12 protein-coding genes and 1 tRNA gene are annotated in these 17,763 nt (G+C 73.9%); 6 read left to right on the top strand and 7 right to left on the bottom strand.

The features are described from left to right. Both RM540_RS12350 and RM540_RS12355 read right to left on the bottom strand, forming a co-directional pair. Window positions 1–1,079 (bottom strand): phage integrase SAM-like domain-containing protein (locus RM540_RS12350; protein WP_311664524.1); only part of this gene is annotated, 1,079 nt, incomplete at its 3' end. A gap of 149 nt (window positions 1,080–1,228) precedes the next feature. After that, window positions 1,229–1,312: transfer RNA gene (locus RM540_RS12355), tRNA-Leu, on the bottom strand. Window positions 1,313–1,484: 172 nt separating this feature from the next. Between RM540_RS12355 and RM540_RS12360 the strand changes: the two genes are divergently transcribed. Then, on the top strand, window positions 1,485–3,506 hold the full coding sequence (locus RM540_RS12360; RefSeq protein WP_311664526.1) for a M1 family metallopeptidase: 2,022 nt from the start codon (window positions 1,485–1,487) through the stop codon (window positions 3,504–3,506). A gap of 258 nt (window positions 3,507–3,764) precedes the next feature. Here the strand turns inward: RM540_RS12360 and RM540_RS12365 are convergent, their stop codons facing one another. The 4 genes from RM540_RS12365 to RM540_RS12380 all read right to left on the bottom strand — a co-directional run bounded on the left by RM540_RS12365 (window position 3,765) and on the right by RM540_RS12380 (window position 8,621). Continuing rightward, window positions 3,765–4,172: a BLUF domain-containing protein gene (locus RM540_RS12365; protein ID WP_311664528.1), complete on the bottom strand. Its 408-nt coding sequence runs from the start codon at window positions 4,170–4,172 to the stop codon at window positions 3,765–3,767. A gap of 83 nt (window positions 4,173–4,255) precedes the next feature. Then, window positions 4,256–5,533, bottom strand: a complete 1,278-nt coding sequence (locus RM540_RS12370) for a hypothetical protein (RefSeq protein WP_311664530.1) — start codon at window positions 5,531–5,533, stop codon at window positions 4,256–4,258. A gap of 108 nt (window positions 5,534–5,641) precedes the next feature. After that, the gene (locus RM540_RS12375; protein WP_311664532.1) at window positions 5,642–7,048 is read right to left on the bottom strand and encodes a sensor histidine kinase; all 1,407 of its coding nucleotides are present in this window, start codon (window positions 7,046–7,048) and stop codon (window positions 5,642–5,644) included. A 145-nt stretch (window positions 7,049–7,193) separates the two neighbouring features. Next, on the bottom strand, window positions 7,194–8,621 hold the full coding sequence (locus tag RM540_RS12380) for a sigma-54-dependent transcriptional regulator (protein WP_311664533.1): 1,428 nt from the start codon (window positions 8,619–8,621) through the stop codon (window positions 7,194–7,196). A 221-nt stretch (window positions 8,622–8,842) separates the two neighbouring features. On the opposite strand from RM540_RS12380, the gene RM540_RS12385 reads away from it, so the two are divergent. Then, window positions 8,843–10,243 carry an efflux RND transporter periplasmic adaptor subunit gene (locus tag RM540_RS12385; protein ID WP_311664536.1) on the top strand — a complete coding sequence of 467 codons (1,401 nt, stop codon included), beginning with the start codon at window positions 8,843–8,845 and terminating at the stop codon, window positions 10,241–10,243. A gap of 23 nt (window positions 10,244–10,266) precedes the next feature. Here RM540_RS12385 and RM540_RS12390 read toward each other — a convergent pair whose 3' ends face one another. Next, window positions 10,267–10,689 (bottom strand): four helix bundle protein, encoded by a 423-nt coding sequence (locus tag RM540_RS12390; RefSeq protein ID WP_311664537.1) that lies wholly within the window; start codon window positions 10,687–10,689, stop codon window positions 10,267–10,269. A gap of 58 nt (window positions 10,690–10,747) precedes the next feature. Between RM540_RS12390 and RM540_RS12395 the strand changes: the two genes are divergently transcribed. The 4 genes from RM540_RS12395 to RM540_RS12410 all read left to right on the top strand — a co-directional run bounded on the left by RM540_RS12395 (window position 10,748) and on the right by RM540_RS12410 (window position 17,631). Next, the gene (locus tag RM540_RS12395; RefSeq protein ID WP_311664539.1) at window positions 10,748–11,515 is read left to right on the top strand and encodes an ABC transporter ATP-binding protein; all 768 of its coding nucleotides are present in this window, start codon (window positions 10,748–10,750) and stop codon (window positions 11,513–11,515) included. 304 nt (window positions 11,516–11,819) lie between these two features. Next, window positions 11,820–14,261, top strand: a complete 2,442-nt coding sequence (locus RM540_RS12400; RefSeq protein ID WP_311664542.1) for an ABC transporter permease — start codon at window positions 11,820–11,822, stop codon at window positions 14,259–14,261. A gap of 136 nt (window positions 14,262–14,397) precedes the next feature. After that, entirely contained in the window at window positions 14,398–15,189 is a 792-nt protein-coding gene (locus RM540_RS12405; RefSeq protein WP_311664545.1) for a hypothetical protein, read from the top strand. Window positions 15,190–15,255: 66 nt separating this feature from the next. Beyond that, entirely contained in the window at window positions 15,256–17,631 is a 2,376-nt protein-coding gene (locus RM540_RS12410) for an ABC transporter permease (RefSeq protein WP_311664547.1), read from the top strand. The last annotated feature ends 132 nt before the right edge of the window (window positions 17,632–17,763 follow it).

The following is a 17,763-nucleotide window of genomic DNA, read 5'->3' on the forward strand; positions in this document are numbered from 1 at the left end:
AGGAGCTTGTTGGCGTAGGCGTTCCGGCTGGAGAGCGCCTTGTGGAGCCCCTCCGGCGTCGTCGTGTCGTAGCGGTCGAGCGCGTCGAAGAGGTATGGGTCGGCGTCCTCTTCCCCGCCGCCGCTGGCGGGCACCACGCGGTCGAGGTAGGGCTCCAGGACGGCGAGGGCCTGGGGGACGAGGAGCACATCGTTTGTCTTCTGCGTCTTCCCCATCCGATACCGGACGCGGTAGGTCACGACGGGCTCGCCGTCGTCGTCCACGCCCGCCTCGGTGCGGACCACGTCGGAGCGCCGAAGCTGGACCACGTCGGAGAACCTCATGCCCTGGGCGTAGAGCGAGAAGAGAAACCAGTCGCGGACCTTGGCGAATCCCGACCCCTTCGGACCGGCGGGGCCGAGGTCGAGCGCTTCGATGGCCGCCACCTGCTCGGTCGAGAGCTTGGCCCGCTCCGGCCGGGCGATCTTCGGCGGGCGGTACTGAGTGAACGGCGAGTCGGCCGCGTTGACGATCCCGTGCCGAATGGCCCGCCGGTAGTGAAGGCGGAGGACAGAGATACCGGCGGCGACGGTGGACGCCTTGTTCTTCTTCTCCGTCATCAACCAGAGCGTCCACCGGTCGAGGAGCGCCGGGGTAAGGCGCCGGAACGTGAATGGCCTCCCGGCGAACGCCTCCAGCTTGCCGAGGACGGCCCGCTCCTTCCGTCCCCGCTGGACGTTCCCCTGCCGCTCAACGCCGTCCAGGAACTCCTCAGCGTAGGCGAGGAAGCAGTCGATGTGCCCCTTGCCGACCACGGCCGCCTTGAGCGCCTCGGCTGTCGGGTGCTCGCCCGTCTTGAGAAGCCGGAGTCGCTCGCGCTCGGCCGCGTTCAGCTTCGTCTCGATCAGCTCGTTGATCTCCTCGTGGAGGTCGTGCGTCTTCCGGACCCGCTCGGCCCGCGCGTTCCAGTGCCGGGGATGGAGGTAGACCCCGACCGAGTGGTAGAGCGAGCGCGAGGCGTCGGCGAACCGGAGCCGGATCGGATGGTGCCCGCGCGGGCTCGTCTTGTGCGTCCAGAGGACGGGGCGGACGGTTGCCATAGGCGAGGCCGACGGGGTGAAAGGTAGGGTGAAAGGGAATCTACGGATTCAACCGGACTCGACCAACCCCCTACCGACCTCACATTGCCCCTTAGGCAAGAAAAAAGGCGCCTTCCGGGGTCAACCGGAAGGCGCCTGATCTCATCTTGTGCCCGAGACTGGAATCGAACCAGCACTCCCTTTCGGGAACACGACCCTGAATCGTGCGCGTCTACCAATTCCGCCACTCGGGCAGGCCCCGCCAAGGTACGCCGCCCCGCCCTGCGCGCCCACGCGGGCGGGGCGGGGCGGGGCGTCTCCACGGCCTCTCCACCGACGGCCGGCGTCCGCAGGCGGGGCGGGGCGGCCGCCGGCGCTAACCTCCCCGCCCCGCCCGTTCCGCCACGCCCACCGCAGACTTTGTCGATGCCCCTCCGCCTGACCGTCCTCGCCGCCCTCGCGCTGGGCGCCGCGCTCCCCGCCGCCGCCCAGCGCGTGCTCCCGTACCCGGTGACGCCGCCGCCCCAGTTCGAGCGCGCCGTCGCCAACGGGACGCGGTCGCCGACGGGCGCGCCCGGCCCGAACTACTGGCAGAACGGGGCCGACTACGACATCGACGCCCGGCTCGACGAGGCAACGCAGACGCTCGTCGCCACGGGCACGATCACCTACCACAACAACTCGCCCGACGCGCTCCCGTACCTCGTCCTCAAGCTGCGCCAGAACGTCCACGCGCCGGGCGTGCCGCGGAACCGGCCGGTCGCCGTGACCGGCGGGCTCGCGCTCTCGCGCCTCGCCGTGGGCGGGGCGGACCTCCGCGACGTGACGGTCGCCGAGACGCCGGGGAGCTACAGCGGCTCGGTCGAGCCCGGCACCTACGCCGTCAACGGGACCGTCCTCACGCTGGGCCTCCCCGCCCCGCTCGCGCCGGGCGACAGCGTCGCGCTCGACGTGGCCTGGAGCTACCCCGTCCCGCCGGCGACGGGCACGTACCGCCAGGGCACCGACGGCGAGGTCACCTACATCGGCTACTGGTACCCGCAGGTCGCCGTCTACGACGACGTCATGGGCTGGCACACCGACCCCTACCTGGGCAACGGCGAGCACTACATGGACTTCGGCCGCTACGCGGTCGACTTCGACGTGCCGGCGGGGTGGCTCGCGTGGGGCACCGGCCGCCTCGCGAACGCCGACGAGGTCCTCACCGAGCAGACGCGCGGGCGGCTCGCCGAGGCGCTGACGTCCGACGATGTCGTCCACGTGATCACCGAGGACGAGCGCGGCCGCGCCACGCAGCCGGGCACCGACGGCCGGCTCGTGTGGCGGTTCGAGGCCGACCGTGTCCGCGACGTGGCGCTCGCGACGTCGGACGCTTACGTCTGGGACGCCACGCACGCGGACGTGGACCAGGACGGCGACGGCGACGACGAGGCCGTCCTCATCAACGCCCTCTACCGCCCCGCCGGCGAGCGGCCGATGGAGGCCCCGTGGGAGCGGTCGGCCGAGTTTTCGCGGTTCTCGATCGAGCACCTCTCGGACCTCATCTTCCCCTACCCGTGGCCCCACATGACGGCCGTCGAGGGCGTCATCACGGGCGGCATGGAGTACCCCATGATGACGCTCATCGGCGGCGACCGCTCGGCGCCGTCGCTCTTCGGCGTCACCTACCATGAGATCGGCCACATGTGGTTCCCGATGATCGTGGGGACCAACGAGAAGGCGTACACCTGGATGGACGAGGGGCTCACGTCGTTCGACACGAACGAGGGCGTGGCCGCCTTCTTCGACGGGTCGTCCGAGGCCCGCCCCGCCATCGACGCCTGGGACCGCGCCCGGCAGTCGCACTACGCGCTCGCCGGCACCGGCGAGGCCGTCGCGCCGATGCGCCACAACGACTTGTTCCCCATCGGCGGCGGCACGCGCGAGGTCGACGCCGTCCAAGGCGGGGCGCGCGTGGTCGCCAGCTACTCGACGCCGGCCGTGCTCCTCCACGCGCTCCGCGGGCTCTACGGCGAGCCCGCCTTCTACGACGCCTACCGCGAGTACGCCCGCCGCTGGGAGTACAAGCACGCCTACCCGTACGACTTTTTCAACACGGTCGAGAACCGGCTCGGCGAAGACCTCGACTGGGCCTGGACGCCGACGCTCTTCGACACCTGGACCGTCGACCAGGCCGTCGCCTCGGTCCAGAGCGAGGGCGGGGCGGTCGTGGTGACGGTCGAGGACCAGGGCCGCGCGCCCATGCCGGCCCCGGTCCGCGTGACCTACGCCGACGGCCGCGTCGAGGACCAGACGGTGCCCGTGGAGACGTGGCTCTCGGGCGCCACGACGGCGGCCCTCCGGTTCGCCCCGGGCGAGGTGGCGCGCGTCGAGATCGACCCCGGCCAGTTCCTCCCGGACGTCGACCGGACGGACAACGTGTACCCGGCCGAGCCGGCCGACCTGTAGCCGCACCGCCCTCCACCCCGCCCCGCCCACCGAGGGCGGGGTGGGGGCCGTTTGGGAACGGCGCGCAGTGGTTCAGGACGTTGTGCGGGACCGGATGGTCGATGCGCCACCCCGCCCCGCTGACGAACCGACCCACCGCCGCACGGACTCCAGAACGCCCTTCGGGTGGGTACGGGATACCGAGTACGAGGTACGGCTCGATCTGACCTCGGCGCGCGTACCTCGTACCGAGCACCCCGTACCTCCCCGTACCTCCCTCTAGTCTACCACGTCGAACGCGGCGTCGCGGACCGGGAGGTTCGAGGCTTCGGGAGTCCACAGGCGGGCGCGGTCGAGCGCCTCGCGCGGGACGCGCCGCTCGCGCATGGACCACGCCGGGAACCGCCGCTCGGCGACCGGGCCGACGAACGACAGGCGGACGTCGTAGTGGCGGGCGTCGTTCGAGATCCGCGTGAGCAGGTCGAGGACCACGTCCTGCGGCCCCTCCACCCACTGCGCGTAGCGGACGACGTGGCCGTCGCCCTCGATCATCAGGAGCTGCCCCGTCACGCCGGTCCGCCGGTTGGCCGCCGACGCCCGCGCGACGAGCGCAGCCACCTCGTCGGAGCCGAGGGGGCGGGCGGGGAGGGACGAGTACCCGGCGGCGAACAGGGGCGGGGTGGGCACGGCGCAGGCGGGCTCGGGGACGGACCCGATGGTACCACCCCGCCCCGCCCGACGCCTACCCGCGGCGGCCGCCCCGCCCGCGCTCAGCGGATGCGCGGGCGGTAGTCGGTGAGGCCGTAGACGAGGCGGAGCGAGGCGAACGAGACGCCGCCCGGCCCGACGCCGACGAGCGCGCTCAGGATCGGCCGCTCGCGGTCGATAAACCGGAGGTTCAGCCCGACCGCCGCCGACGGCCGCAGCGGGACGCCCTCCCCCTCCGCGACGCGGCCCTGCGTAAACCGGACGCGCGGCGTGAACTGGCGGAACACGTCGTCGTAAGCCGCCCCCGCCATGCCCTCGGCCACGCCCTCGATGAGGAACGCCCCGATCAGCTGGGCGATCACGGCCCGCGCCCCGACCGTGACCGAGAACGCGTCGCGCCCGACGAAGTCGCGCCGCGGGTAGCCCACGAGGAGGTCGCCGTCGAGGACCGGGAGGTACACCCACGGCAGCGGGTCGCCCCCCTCCTCCCGCGTCACGACGCCGTTGAGGCGGACGAACAGCGCGCCCCGCTCGGGGAGGAACGGGAGCCGAATGGGGGCGGGGCGGAACACGTAGCCCAGCGCCTGGACCCGCGTGAACGCCAGCCCCGCCCCGTCGAGCGCCTGGAACCGGGTGACCTGCCCCTGCGCGTAGACCCCGCGCGACGGCATCGTCGGGAGGTCGCGGGTGTCGAGAACGGCGATGAGGCCGGCCTCGGCGCCCACGCGAGCGTCGCCGCGGAGCGCGTCGAGACGGGCGAGGTCCGACGGCGCGACGGCCGCGAGGTCGCCCGGCTCCACCTCTTCGTACCCGCGGAGCCGGTCGACCCGGAACCGTACGACCGGCTCCAGGAGCACGCGGCCCGGGCGCCCTGGCGACCACCCGAGGCGGGCCTCGGCCTCGACGGCGTAGCGGTCCAGGAACAGCTCGGCGCCGGCCGGCGAGGACGGCCCGTGCCCTACGAACCGGCTCCGCGACGTCGTCCCCGCCGCCCCGCCCACGAGCCCGAACAGGCGGTGGCGGCGGGGGTCGCCCGTGAGGTACTCGGCGTAGACGCCCTGGAGCCGCTCAGACAGCCGAGCCGCGAGCTCGGCGTAGTCGTCGTCCGAGAGCAGGCCCTCGACGCCCACGCCGCCCGCGATCCCGAACCCCTTCGACGGCGAGTACAGCGAGCTCGGGGAAAAGAGCGGCTGGACGCGCAAGGACCGCACCTCGTCCACGACCTCGACCAGCGCCTCCTCGACGTCAGACCGGCTCGTGTCGGCGGGCGCCGGCGACGGCCGGAACGTGGTGTCCGGCTGGACGAACAGGGCGGCGACCGAAAAGACGAGGGCGAGCATCAAAGGCGTGGGGGAACCGGGGCGGGGCCAGCGGAGCGGCAGCGGCTTCGACGCCCGCACGCCGCCCGAAAGATCCCCCACCCCGCCCGCGCGCGGGGCGGGGCGGCGCTACAGGCGGAGCGTGAACGTCGTCTCCACGTCGGGCTCGGACGACACGGCGAGCGTCCCGCCGTGGAGCCGAGCGATCCGCTGAGCGAGCGCGAGGCCGATCCCGCTCCCGCCCGGCTTGGTCGAGAAAAACGGAACGAACGCCCGCTCGGCCACCTCGGGCAAAAGCCCCGGCCCGTCGTCGGCGACCTCGACGACGGCGCGGCCGCCCGGCCCGGCGTAGGCCCGGAGCGCGACCGCCCCGCCCGCCGCGCCGCTCGGCTCGCCGTCCCGCGCGCCGATCGCCTCGACCGCGTTGAGGGCCAGGTTCACGAGCGCCTGCTCGACGAGGTCGGCGTCGGCCACGATCTCCAGCCGCTCCGGGTCCACGTCGACCGTCACCGTCACGCCGGGCGCGCTCGCGCGCGCCAGCGTCGCCACGTCGCCCAGGAGCTCGGCCGCTGAGATCACGCGCGGGCGGGGCGTGGGCAGCCGCGCGAGCGTCCGGTAGGCGTCGACGAACGAGACGAGCCCGCGGCTCCGGCGCTCGATGGTCCCCAACGCCTCGCGGACGTCGTCGAGCCGGCCGCCCCGCCCCGCCCCAGGCAAAACGGGCGGGGCGGCGCCCTCGGGCGGGGCGGGGCGGTCGAGGAGCGAGCGGGCGGTCCCGGCCAGCGACGCGATCGGGGCGACCGAGTTGGCGATCTCGTGCGTCAGCACACGCGAGAGCTCCTGCCAGGCTTCGAGCTCGCGGGCTTCCAGCTCCTCGCGGATGTCCTGGAGCGAGACGAGCGTGTGGGCCTCGCCGCCGACCGTGAACCGGGTCGCGTAGGCCACAAGCTCCTGCGGACGCCCCTCGCCGCCGCCCAGCCGCACCAGCGACCGCTCGCCCGGGGCGACGTCGGCGAGCGCCCGCGCCGCCTCGGGCGCCCGCCGCGCGAGCACCTCCAGCGACCGCGGCCGGGCCACGCCGAGCGTCCGCCGCGCAGCCAGGTTGAAGATCGTGACCTCGCCGCCGGCCCGGAACGCGACGAGCGCCACGCCGACGTGGCGGACGACCGCTTCGAGGTAGCCCGCCTGCTCCTCGCGCTCGGCGCGGACGCGGCGGAACGCCCCGCCCACTTCCTCGAACGCCGCCGCGAGCGCGTCGAGCAGCGGGTCGCCCCCGGCCGCCGAGAACCGGCCCGAGACGTCGTCGTAGCGGACGCCCTCCAAAAAACGGCGGACGTCGCGCGCCGGCCGCTCGGCCGCGCGGACGGCGCCCCACCCCGCCCACACGGCCACGGCCGCCAGCGCCGCCGCCCCGCCCGCCGACGCCGCCCCGCCCCGGACGACGAGCGCAGCCGCCCCGCCCACCGCCGCCGCGAGCACGGCGAGCCGAACGACGAGGCGGACGCGGTACCGACGCCAGACGCGGGAGAGGGTCACGGGAGGCGCGTAGGCAGGGACGAGAGGAGGCGCGTAGGCAGGTCAGGGAAACGTACGGGCGAGGCAGGCAGGGCGCTGTAGCGGCTGCACGCCCGCCTACAGGCTTACTCCCCTACCCGCCTACTCGCCTACCCGCCTACCCGCCTCACAGCCCGTACTTCTCGATCCGCCGGTAGAGCGACTTCCGCGTGAGCCCGAGCTCGTCGGCCGCGTGCGTGATGTTGCCGCCGTGCTTGGCGAGCGCGCGTCGGACGGCCGCCCGCTCCAGCTCCTCCAGGTCGAGCGTATCGAGCGCCGCCCCGCCCTGGCCGCCCGCGTCGCCCGAGGGCGGGGCGGCCGAAAACTGGAGGTCGGCGTCGGCGATCCGGTCGCCCTCGGCCAAGATGACGGCGCGCTCGACCGTGTGCTGGAGCTCGCGGACGTTGCCCGGCCACCCGTACTGCCGCAGCCGCGCGCGCGCGCCGTCGGTGAAGCCGGCCGCGGCGCGGCCGTAGGCGCCGGCGTAGCGCGCGAGAAAGTGGTCGGCCAGGAGGTCGAGGTCGGCGCCCCGCTCGCGGAGCGGGGGCAGTCGGAGCTCGACCGTGTTAATCCGGTACAGGAGGTCCTGCCGGAACGCGCCCTCGGCCACGCGCTCATAAACCGGCACGTTCGTCGCGCTCACGACGCGGACGTCGACGCGGCGCGGCGCCGACTCGCCCACGCGGACGACCTCGCGGCGCTGGAGGGCGGCCAGGAGCTTGGCCTGCTCGGTCGGCCCCGCGTTCCCGATCTCGTCGAGGAACAGCGTGCCCCCGGCCGCCGCCTCGAACCGCCCCGCCCGGCCGGCCGCGGCGCCCGTGAACGCGCCCTTGGCGTGGCCGAACAGCTCGGACTCGAACAGCGACGGCGGCACGGCGCCCAGGTCGACCGACACGAACGGGCCGGCGGCGCGGCCCGAGAGCCGATGCACGGCCTCGGCGACCAGCTCCTTGCCCGTCCCGTTCTCGCCCAGAATGAGGACGTTGGCGTCGGTCGGGGCCACTTTGCGGACCGTCTCGTAGACCGCGCGCATGGCCGGGCTCTGGCCCACGAGCTCCCCCACCCCGCCCTCGGGCACGGCCGGGCGGGGCGGACCCGACGCGGGCGGGGCGGGACCCGCGACCGCCCCGCTCGCCTCGCGCTGGCGCCGGAGCTGGGCCGCCGCGCCGACGGCCGCGAGCAGCCGCGCGTTGGCCCACGGCTTCGTCACGAAGTCGGCCGCCCCGTGCTTCATCGCGCGGACGGCGAGGTCGACGTCGCCGTAGCCCGTGATCATGACCACGACGGCGCCGGGGTCGATAGCGTGCGCGTTCTCGAGCCACCGGAGCCCCTCGCGCCCGGTCGAGGCGTCGCGGCTGAAGTTCATGTCGAGGAGCACGCAGTCGTAGCGCGTCTCGCGGAGCAGCGTCGGGAGCGCGGCCGGGCTCGTCGCCGTGTGGACGGTCTGGACGTGGTCGCGGAGGAGGAGCCGGATGGCCGTCAGCACGTCCTCGTTGTCGTCGACGACGAGGACCGAGGCGTCGGGGGGCGGGGCGGCGGCGGAGGGCGGGAGCATGGCGGCAAGATCGTTCGCCCGAGCGCGCGCAAACGGTGTGCGCCCGGACCGCCCCGCCCCAGACGGCGGCCGAGCGGCGGGCGGGGCGGCCGCGCCGTGCCCCAGCGCACGGCCGCTGTGCGCTCGCGCACACCCGGACCGCCCTCAGCGCCCCTGGCACGAGCTGGGCGCCCTCGGCACGCCTCTTGGACTCCCCCAGACCACCCCGCCCCTCCACGTCCATGAGCGCCCCCATCACCCTCCCGCCCACGCCCAACGGCGCCGCCGACGCGGACCGCCCCGCCCCGCCCGCGTCCGTCTTGACGCGCCCCGTGGGCGGGGCAGTCTCGGGCGGGGCGGCTCCGGGCGGGGCGGCGGGGCACGGCGAGGGCGTCGACCGGCGGCGGGCCAAGCGGCTCGTCACGCCGCGCCGGGCGCTGGCCGCGCTCGCCGTCCTCGCCGTGAGCGCGCTCGCCGCCTGGGCGCTCTGGGGCCGGCCCGAGGGGCAGACGCTCCGCGTCGACGCCGACCGGCTGACGGTCGCGGCCGTCGAGGACGGCCCGTTCCAGGAGTACGTGGCCGTCACCGGCACGGCGCAGCCGCTCCGCACCGTCCTGCTCGACGCCGTCGAGGGCGGGCAGGTCGTCCGCCGGCACGTCGAGGAGGGCGACACGGTCGCGGCCGGGCAGGTCCTGTTCACGCTCCGCAACGACGACCTCGCGCTCGAAGTGATGGGGAGCGAGTCGCAGCTCGAAGAGCAGGCGGCGGCGCTGCGCCAGAACCGGCTCCAGATGGACCAGTCGGCCCTCGACCTCGAACAGCAGCTGGCCCAGCTGGACTACGACATCACGCGGCTCGAGCGCGACGAGGCCCGCGTCTCCGGCCTGGTCGACCGCGACGCGGCGCCCCGGAAGGACCTGCTCGCCATCCAGGACGAGCTCGCCTACACCCGCCGCCGCCGCGCGCTCACGGCCCGGGGCGCCGAGCAGCAGGAGGCCCAGCACCGCGTCCAGACCCGCGACATGGCCGCCTCGGTCGGCCGGCTCCGCGAGAACCTCGCCCTCGTCCGCCGCTCGTCGACCAACCTCACGGTCCGCGCGCCGGTCGCGGGCCAGGTGTCGGGGCTCCAGGCCGAGATCGGCGAGCTCAAAAACCGGGGCGACCGGCTGGGCCAGGTCGACGTGCTCGACGCCAGCAAGGTCCGCGCCCTCATCGACGAGCACTACCTCCCGCGCGTGGCCCCGGGCCAGCGGGCCACGGCGACCGTGGGCGGGGCGGAGTACACCCTCGCCGTCCGCGCTGTCTACCCCGAGGTCACGGACGGCCGCTTCGAGGCCGAGCTCGTGTTCGCCGGCCCCGCCCCGCCCGACCTCCGCCGCGGCCAGTCGGTCCGCCTCCGCCTCGAACTGGGCGACCCGGAGCGGGCGCGGCTCCTGGAGCGGGGCGGGTTCTACGGCGACACCGGCGGCCAGTGGGTGTTCGTGTTGTCGCCCGACGGGCGCGAGGCCGTGCGCCGGCCGGTCGAGCTCGGACGCCAGACGCCGCGCCACTTCGAAGTGCTCGGCGGGCTGGAGCGGGGCGACCGCGTCGTGGTCTCGTCCTACGCCGCCTTCGGCGACGCGGACCGGCTGGTGGTCGAATGAGGTCGCTGGTCCCTGGTCCTTTGTCACTTGTCATTCGTCCTTGGCGCGTTGCTTCCTCGACGTTCCGCTATGGGGCGGGGCGGGGTGGTGCGGCCGATGGAGCGCGGGTAGGCGTTCAATCGCGGACCCAACTCGTCGAGGATCGGGCGGAGGCGAGCGGACTGATCACGCGTGAGGAGGCCCCGCTTCTGGGCGCGCCGCAGCCCGTGGCGGGTCTCGTAGAGCGAGCCGCGCGCGTAGTGGACGAAGCGCCTGTTGTCCTTGAACGTGCCCCGCCCCGCTCCTTCGGCGATGTTTGCGCCCACGCTGTCGGCCGAGCGCACGACCTGCTCCCCGACCGTCCGCCGCGCGAGGCGGTCCCATGTGTCCACCGTCTCCCAGACGGCGTCCGCCAGCCGCTCGGGCAGCTTGTAAACCTCCAACTCGTCGAACCCCAGACTCGGCATAGCACATCAGGTGTCGTGGCCCCTCAATCTCGCGCCTAGCGCCCAACCCAAATGACCCATGACAAATGACCTAGGACAAGGCACCCCCACCCCGCTCATCCTCACCCACGACCTCCACAAGGTCTACGCCACCGACGAGGTCGAGACGTCGGCGCTCAACGGCGTCTCGGTCTCCATCGACCCGGGCGAGTTCGTCGCCATCATGGGGCCGTCGGGGTGCGGGAAGTCCACGCTGCTCAACCTGCTCGGGCTCCTCGACCGGCCCTCGACGGGGTCGTACAAGCTGGCCGGCGACGAGGTCGGCGCGCTCCCCGAACGCGACCGCGCGCGGAAGCGGCGGGGGGCGCTCGGGTTCGTGTTCCAGAGCTTCAACCTCATCGACGACCTGACCGTCGCCGAGAACGTCGAGCTCCCGCTCGTCTACCTCAAGGCATCGAAGGCCGAGCGGGCCGAGCGGACCGAGGCCGCGCTCGACCGGGTCGGCATGGCGCACCGGCGGGGGCACACGCCGCAGCAGCTCTCGGGCGGCCAGCAGCAGCGCGTGGCGATTGCGCGCGCCGTCGTCGCCAGCCCGCAGCTCCTGCTCGCCGATGAGCCGACGGGGAACCTGGACAGCCAGAACGGGGCGGCCGTCATGGACCTGCTCGCCGAGCTCAACGCGGCCGGCACGACCATCGTCATGGTCACGCACTCGCCGTCGGACGCCGAGTACGCGCAGCGCGTGGTCAACCTGTTCGACGGGCGCGTGGTGAGCGAGCACGTCCTGGCCGGCGAACTCCACCCGCCGGACCCGGCCGCCAAGGGCGCCCTCCCGCAGCCGCTCTAGCGCTGCGTCGCGAGGAACCCGATGGGTTCGGCTCGGGCGGGGCGGTCCGGGAGGAGTCCCCCTCCTAGCCAGGAGGGGACACCGCGAAGCGTCGGCGCAGCCAAGGGTGGTTGTCGGGCCGAGCACCACCCCGCCCGACAAGCTGTGGAGGAGCACTCGTGCTGCGTCAAGCTCTTGCTTGATCGGGTGGCGCTCTGTTCAGTCCACCACCCCTAGCCCCTCCTGTCCAGGAGGGGGACTCTCTCGCCGACGCCGCCCCGCCCACTCGTCACCCCGCCTTTCCTCCTCCTCCACCCCGCCCGCCATGTGGACGCACCACCTCCGCCTCGCCCTCCGCGCCCTCGCCCGCGACAAGACCAGCGCCGCCCTCGGCGGGCTGAGCCTGGCCGTCGCCGTCGCGGCCTGCGTGCTGATCTCGCTGTTCGTGCGCGAGGAGCTGAGCTACGACCGCGCGCTCCCCAACGCCGACCGGGTCTCGACCGTCGCGACCGAGGACCACTTCGGCGGCGAGCGCCACGCGTTTACTGCGACGCCGTACCTCCTAGCGAGCACGCTCGTCGCCGAGGCCCCGGCGGTCGAGGCCGCGAGCGTTACCTACGGCGGGTGGAACATGACGCCGGTCCTCGACGCGGGCGGGGCGGAGGTCGGGGATGAGGAGGTCCGCCTACTCTTCGCCGACTCGCTCTACTTCGACGTGCTGGCGTACCCGGCCGTCGCAGGCGACGTGGGCACTGCCCTGGACACGCCGGACGGGGCCGTCATCACCGCCTCGACGGCGCAGCGCCTGTTCAGGACGGCCGCCCCGCTCGGGCGGACGCTGACGCTCGCCACCGGCGACACGAACACGGTCACGGTTCGCGCCGTCGTCGCCGACCCGCCCGAGCTGTCGAGCTTCCCGTTCGACGTGATCGCGTCGTTCGCGGGGTGGCGCGCGCAGAACCCGGATGTCAGCCCAGGGTGGAGCGGCGCCATGTACCAAACGTACGTGCTCCGCCGAGCGGGGACCGAGCCCGACGCCGTCCAGCGGGCGCTCGACGTGGTCGTGCCGGAGGTGGAGCGGTCGGAGGACAAGGCCCTAATCAACGTCCCGCTCCGCGAGTACCGGCTCTCCGAGTTCTCGGACGCCCAGGACGGGTTCGGCGGGAGCCTCGTGTTCGTCCGCCTGTTCGCGGCCGTGGCCGGGCTCATCCTGCTCCTCGGCGCCATCAACTACGTCAACCTCGCGACGGCGCGCGGCGCGCGGCGGGCCAAGGAGATCGGCGTGCGGAAGGCGTTGGGGGCGGGGCGGGGCGGGCTCGTGCGCCAGTTCCTCGTCGAGTCCGTCGTGCTGAGCGCGCTCGCGGCGCTCGTCGGGCTGGCGCTCGCGGCGCTCGCGCTCCCGCTCTTTAACGGGACGTTCGGGACCGACCTTGCCCTGGCCGACCTCGACGGGCCGTTCCTGCTCGGCCTGGGCGGGGCGGTCCTCGCGGTCGGCGTGCTGGCGGGGCTGTACCCGGCCCTCTACCTGTCGCGGTTCGACGCAGCGCGTGTTCTCCGGGGCGGGGCGGCGGCGTCGCGGACGGCCGGCGAGGCGTTCCTGTCGCGGACGTGGCTCCGCCGAGGGCTCGTCGTGTTCCAGTTTGCGGCGGCCGTGCTGCTCCTGGTCGGGACGGGCGCCGTCGCGCGCCAGCTCGACTACATCCGGTCGAAGCCGCTCGGGCTCGACCCGGACGGGCTCGTCGTGGTCCCCATCACCGACCGCGCCCTGGCGCAGCAGTCCGACGTCGTGAAAGCGGCGTTCCTCCGACTCCCCGAGGTCGTCGCGGCGGCCGGGGCCTCGGTCGTCCCGCCCAAGCTGTACTCGGGGATGGCGAACGAGCCCGACCCCGAGCAGCCCGGCCTCGGGCTGAACTACAGGCTCGTCGACGGCGACGCCGACTACGCCGACGCGCTCGGCTTGGGCGTCGTGGCGGGGCGGTGGTTCCAGGACACGGCCGACGACGACGCGCGGGCCGTCGTGGTCAACGAGTCGTTCGCCGACGCGCTGGGGTGGACGCCGGACGGCGCCCTCGGGCGCGAGGTGGAGACCGGCTTCGGAGACACGCCGAACGTGGTCGTGGGCGTCGTGGCCGACTTCCACTTTGCCTCGCTCCGCGAGCCGGTCGGGGCCGTCGCCATCGGCCCCGACCGGCCCGACGGGATCGAAAACGGGAGCGGGGACGCCGCGAGCTACCCCTGGATCGCCGTCCGCCTGGCGCCGGGCCGGGACGCCGAGGGCGTGGCCGCCCTCCGCGCGGCGTGGGCTGGCCTCGCGGGCGACGCCCCGTTCGAGCCCTGGTTCGTCGCCGACGACTTCGCCGAGCTCTCCGCCAGCGAGGAGCGGCTGGCGCGGACGTTCGCGTTCTTCGCCGGGATCGCCGTGCTCATCGCCGCGCTCGGGCTCGTCGGGCTGGCCGCGTATTCGGCCGAGCGGCGGACGAAGGAGGTCGGCATTCGCAAGGTGCTCGGGGCGAGCGTGGGCGGGGTGGTGGCGCTCCTGTCGCGGGAGTACCTCGCGCTCGTCGCGGTGGCGGCCGTGCTCGCGGCGCCGGTCGCCGTGGTCCTCGTGCGGCGGTGGCTGGAGGGATTCGCCTACCACGCCCCGTTCAGCCCGCTCGTGCTCGTCGGCGCGGCGCTGGCCGCGCTCGCGCTGGCGCTCTTGTCGGTTGGGACGCAGGCGCTCCGGGCGGCCCGCCGCGACCCCGTCCGCGCGCTGCGCTCCGAGTAGGCCGCCCCGCCCTGTGCGCCGCCGCCCGCCGACTGTGCGCCCGCGCACACCGCCCCGCCCCCAGAACGCCCCCGGAGTGGGCGGGGCGGGGTGGTCCGGGCCTTGCTCTCTCCGCCACCCCGCCCTACCCTCACCTATGTCTCCCCACCCCCTTGAGCGCCGCGTCCGTTTCCTCACGGGTGCCACCATCGCCCTCACGTCGGTCCTCCTCGCCCTGGTGCTCGGGGCCGCGAGCCCTGCCGGCGCTGCCTGGGTCCAGCACCTCGCCGCGGGCGTCGTCGAGGCCGACACCGTCCGTGCCGACGTGATCATCACCGAGCGGGTAAACGTCGTGCAGCCGGATGGCCGGCTCGCCGTCGTCGTCTCGAACGGGGACCGCATTCCAGATCCCATCTTCCAGGGCGAGGAGTTTCCGCCGGAGATTTCGGAAGGGCGCCGAGGCTCTGCAGGGCTCGTGTTCTACAACGCCGACGAGACCGAGTCCGGCGGGCTCATCCACCGGACGGTGCGGGCGGACGGCGGGTACGAGGCGTTCGGAGCGCTCACGTTCGACCAGTTCGAGCAGGACCAGACGGTCGCCCTCGCCTACGACGACGACGGGGCGAGCCGGCGGGCCGGGCTCCACGTCTGGGACCGCCCGACGGAGTTCACGATCAAGGAGCTCATTGACGTCGTCGTCGGCGTCCGGTCAGAGGACCCCGACGCCCGCGCGTCGGCCCAGGAGCGGTACGAGGCTATGCGAGACGCCGGCGGGCTCGACGCCCCGCAGCGGGTGTTCGTCGGGAGCGAGAACCGGACGGCCGAGGTCCGTCTCCAGGACACGCAGGGGCGCCCCCGCATCCGACTCATCGTGGACTCGCTCGACGTCGCGCGCCTCGTCATCCTCGACGCTGACGGCGAAACCGTCCTTCGCCTCCCGGAAGACTAGCCCCGCACCGCGTCACTGGGCCGCTCCCCAAACCCTGCTGTTTTTACCTACCCATATCAAACCGTCATGACGCTTCCGACGAGCTACGTGCTGCTAGGCTTCCGCGCGCTGCGGAAGGACAAGGTGGCCTCCCTCATCAACCTCGTCGGCCTGTCAGTGGCCGTTGCCTGCGCCGTCGCGCTGTTCCTCCTGCTCCACGAGATCAACACCGCCGACGACTTCCACGCGCACGGCGACCGGATCTTCTTGGTCGGCCACGCGGTCGAGGGCGGGGCGGGGCCGGAGCGTTGGGGGACCGCGCCCGAGCCGCTGGGGCCAGCGCTCGCTGCGGACCTCCCTCAGGTCGAGCGGGCCGTCCGCGTGGCGACGCACCCCGCCCTGGTGCGCGCCGATGGCAGCACGTACCACGAGACGCTGTCTTTTGCCGACGCCGGCTTTTTCGACGTGTTCTCCTTCCCCCTCGCCCAGGGCAGCGGCGGGGCGCTCGCCGACCCGAGCGGCGTCGTCCTGAGCGCCGAGGCAGCCACGAAGTACTTCGGCGCCGAGGACCCGCTGGGCCAGACGCTCACGGTGACGCTGCCCTCTACGCGCGACACGAGCGGGGCCGTCGAGACGCTGACCGTCGTCGGCGTCGCCGCCCCCTTCCACGCCCGCGCAGACTTCCGCTTCGACCTCCTCGCGGGCTACGACCTCCAGCGAGCGGCCGGCCTCGCAGCCCCGAACGACTGGGCGTCGCTGACCGAGGCCACGTTCCTCCTGCTCCGCCGGTCGGCCGACGCCCGCGAGGTCTCGGCGCAGCTCGATCGCTACGCCACCGTCCAGAACGCGACCAGCCCGGACCGGCCCGCGACGTTCTTCCTCGACAGCGTCCAGCACCCGGACTGGCTGACGGCCTGGCAGATCGAGGACCGCGCGCTCCAGGCGCCCCTGCTGTGGGAGTCGGTGATGTTCGGCCTGATCGCGCTCCTGATGCTGCTCGTGGCGTGCTTCAACACCATCACCATCTCGCTGGGCGCTGCGGCGCGTCGGCTCAAGGAGATCGGCGTCCGCAAGGCGATGGGGGCCAGCCGCCGGGAGCTCGTCCAGCAGTTCCTGATTGAGAGCCTCGTCCTGTGCTCGCTGGCCGTGCTGGGTGGGCTGTTGGTGGCTTGGACGATCACCGTCCCCTTCCTGAACGGGTTGCTCAACCGGCCAAACCCGCTCGACATCTCGGACGTCGCGGCGTTCTGGCCCGTCGTGGCCGGCCTGCCCCTGTTCCTCGGGTTCGTGGCCGGGCTCTACCCGGCCGTCTACGTCTCAGCGTTCCAGCCCACGGCGATCCTGGGGGGGCGCGCTCGGCTGGCCGAGAAGAAGGCCCTCACCCGGACGCTCACCGTCGTCCAGTTTACGCTGGCCTTGGTCACCATCTGCCTAGCGCTCTTCACGGCCACGCTCGACGACAAGCTGCTCGGGGGCAACTGGGGGTACGACCAGGACAACCTCCTGGTGGTGGCGACGTCGGGGCCGGAGCAGACCGACTGGCTCCGGCGGGAGGCGTCCGCGCTCCACCCGGTCCGCAGGGTGGCCGGGGCCGCGAACCCCGTCGGGTCTCCGGGAGCCCCCGCCACGGTCCGCGTCCAGGGTCAGGAGGCGCAGGCGGCCCACTTTAGCGTCGGGCCGGAGTACCTCGCCACGCTGGGCATCGAGGCGGCCGCGGGGCGTGCGTTCGGCGCGGGCTTCGCCGACGGCGATCGGTCCGTCGTCGTCAACCGCACGTTCGTCCAGGAGCAGGGGTGGGCGGCCCCTGTCGGGCAGCAGGTAGAGCTCGACGGGCGGCCGCTGTCGGTCGTCGGCGTCGTCGAGGACTTCCTGCTGGCGCCGATGGCGGGCACGGCGCGGCCGGTCGTCTTCAGCCTGGCCGAGGCGGCTCAGGTGCGGTCCCTGACCCTGCGCGTCGAAGCCGGGGCCGCCGCCGACCTCGACGCCGCACTCCGGGCGCGCTGGAAGCGCCGGTTCCCGGGCGTCGATTACTCCTCGTACGCTCAGGCGGACGCATTCGCCAGGGAGTCGATGCGCGGCGTCTCGCGGTTCATCACCTACCTGGCCGCCTTCGCCCTCCTCATCTCGTGCATGGGGCTGTTCGGACTGGCCGCCCAGGGCGCGGCACGGCGCACGCGCGAGGTGGGCGTGCGCAAGGCGCTGGGCGCGTCGGCGGCGCACATCGTGTTGTTGGTCAACCGCGGCTTTCTCGGGATGCTCGTCGTCGCTACGCTGGTCGCGACCCCGCTGTGCTACCTCGGGCTAAGCACGGCGCTCCGCCTAGCGCCGGTCGACGTCGCGCTCGGGTCGGCGCCGTTCGTCCTGTCGAACGCCCTGGTCTTCCTACTGGCGGCGGCGACGCTCTCGGTGCAGACGGCCCGGCTCGTCCACGTCCGCCCGGCCGAGGTGCTACGGGCGACGTAGCCGGCCGCCCCGCCCGCCGTCGGGGGAGCGTGCGCCGCCGCCCGCCGACTGTGCGCGTCCGCACACCGCCCCGCCCCCAGAACGCCCCTGAGGCGGGCGGGGCGGGGTGGTCCGGGCCTTGCTCTCTCCGCC

The sequence above is a fragment of the Rubrivirga litoralis genome, from assembly GCF_031846415.1.
Classification (GTDB): Bacteria; Bacteroidota; Rhodothermia; order Rhodothermales; family Rubricoccaceae; genus Rubrivirga; species Rubrivirga litoralis.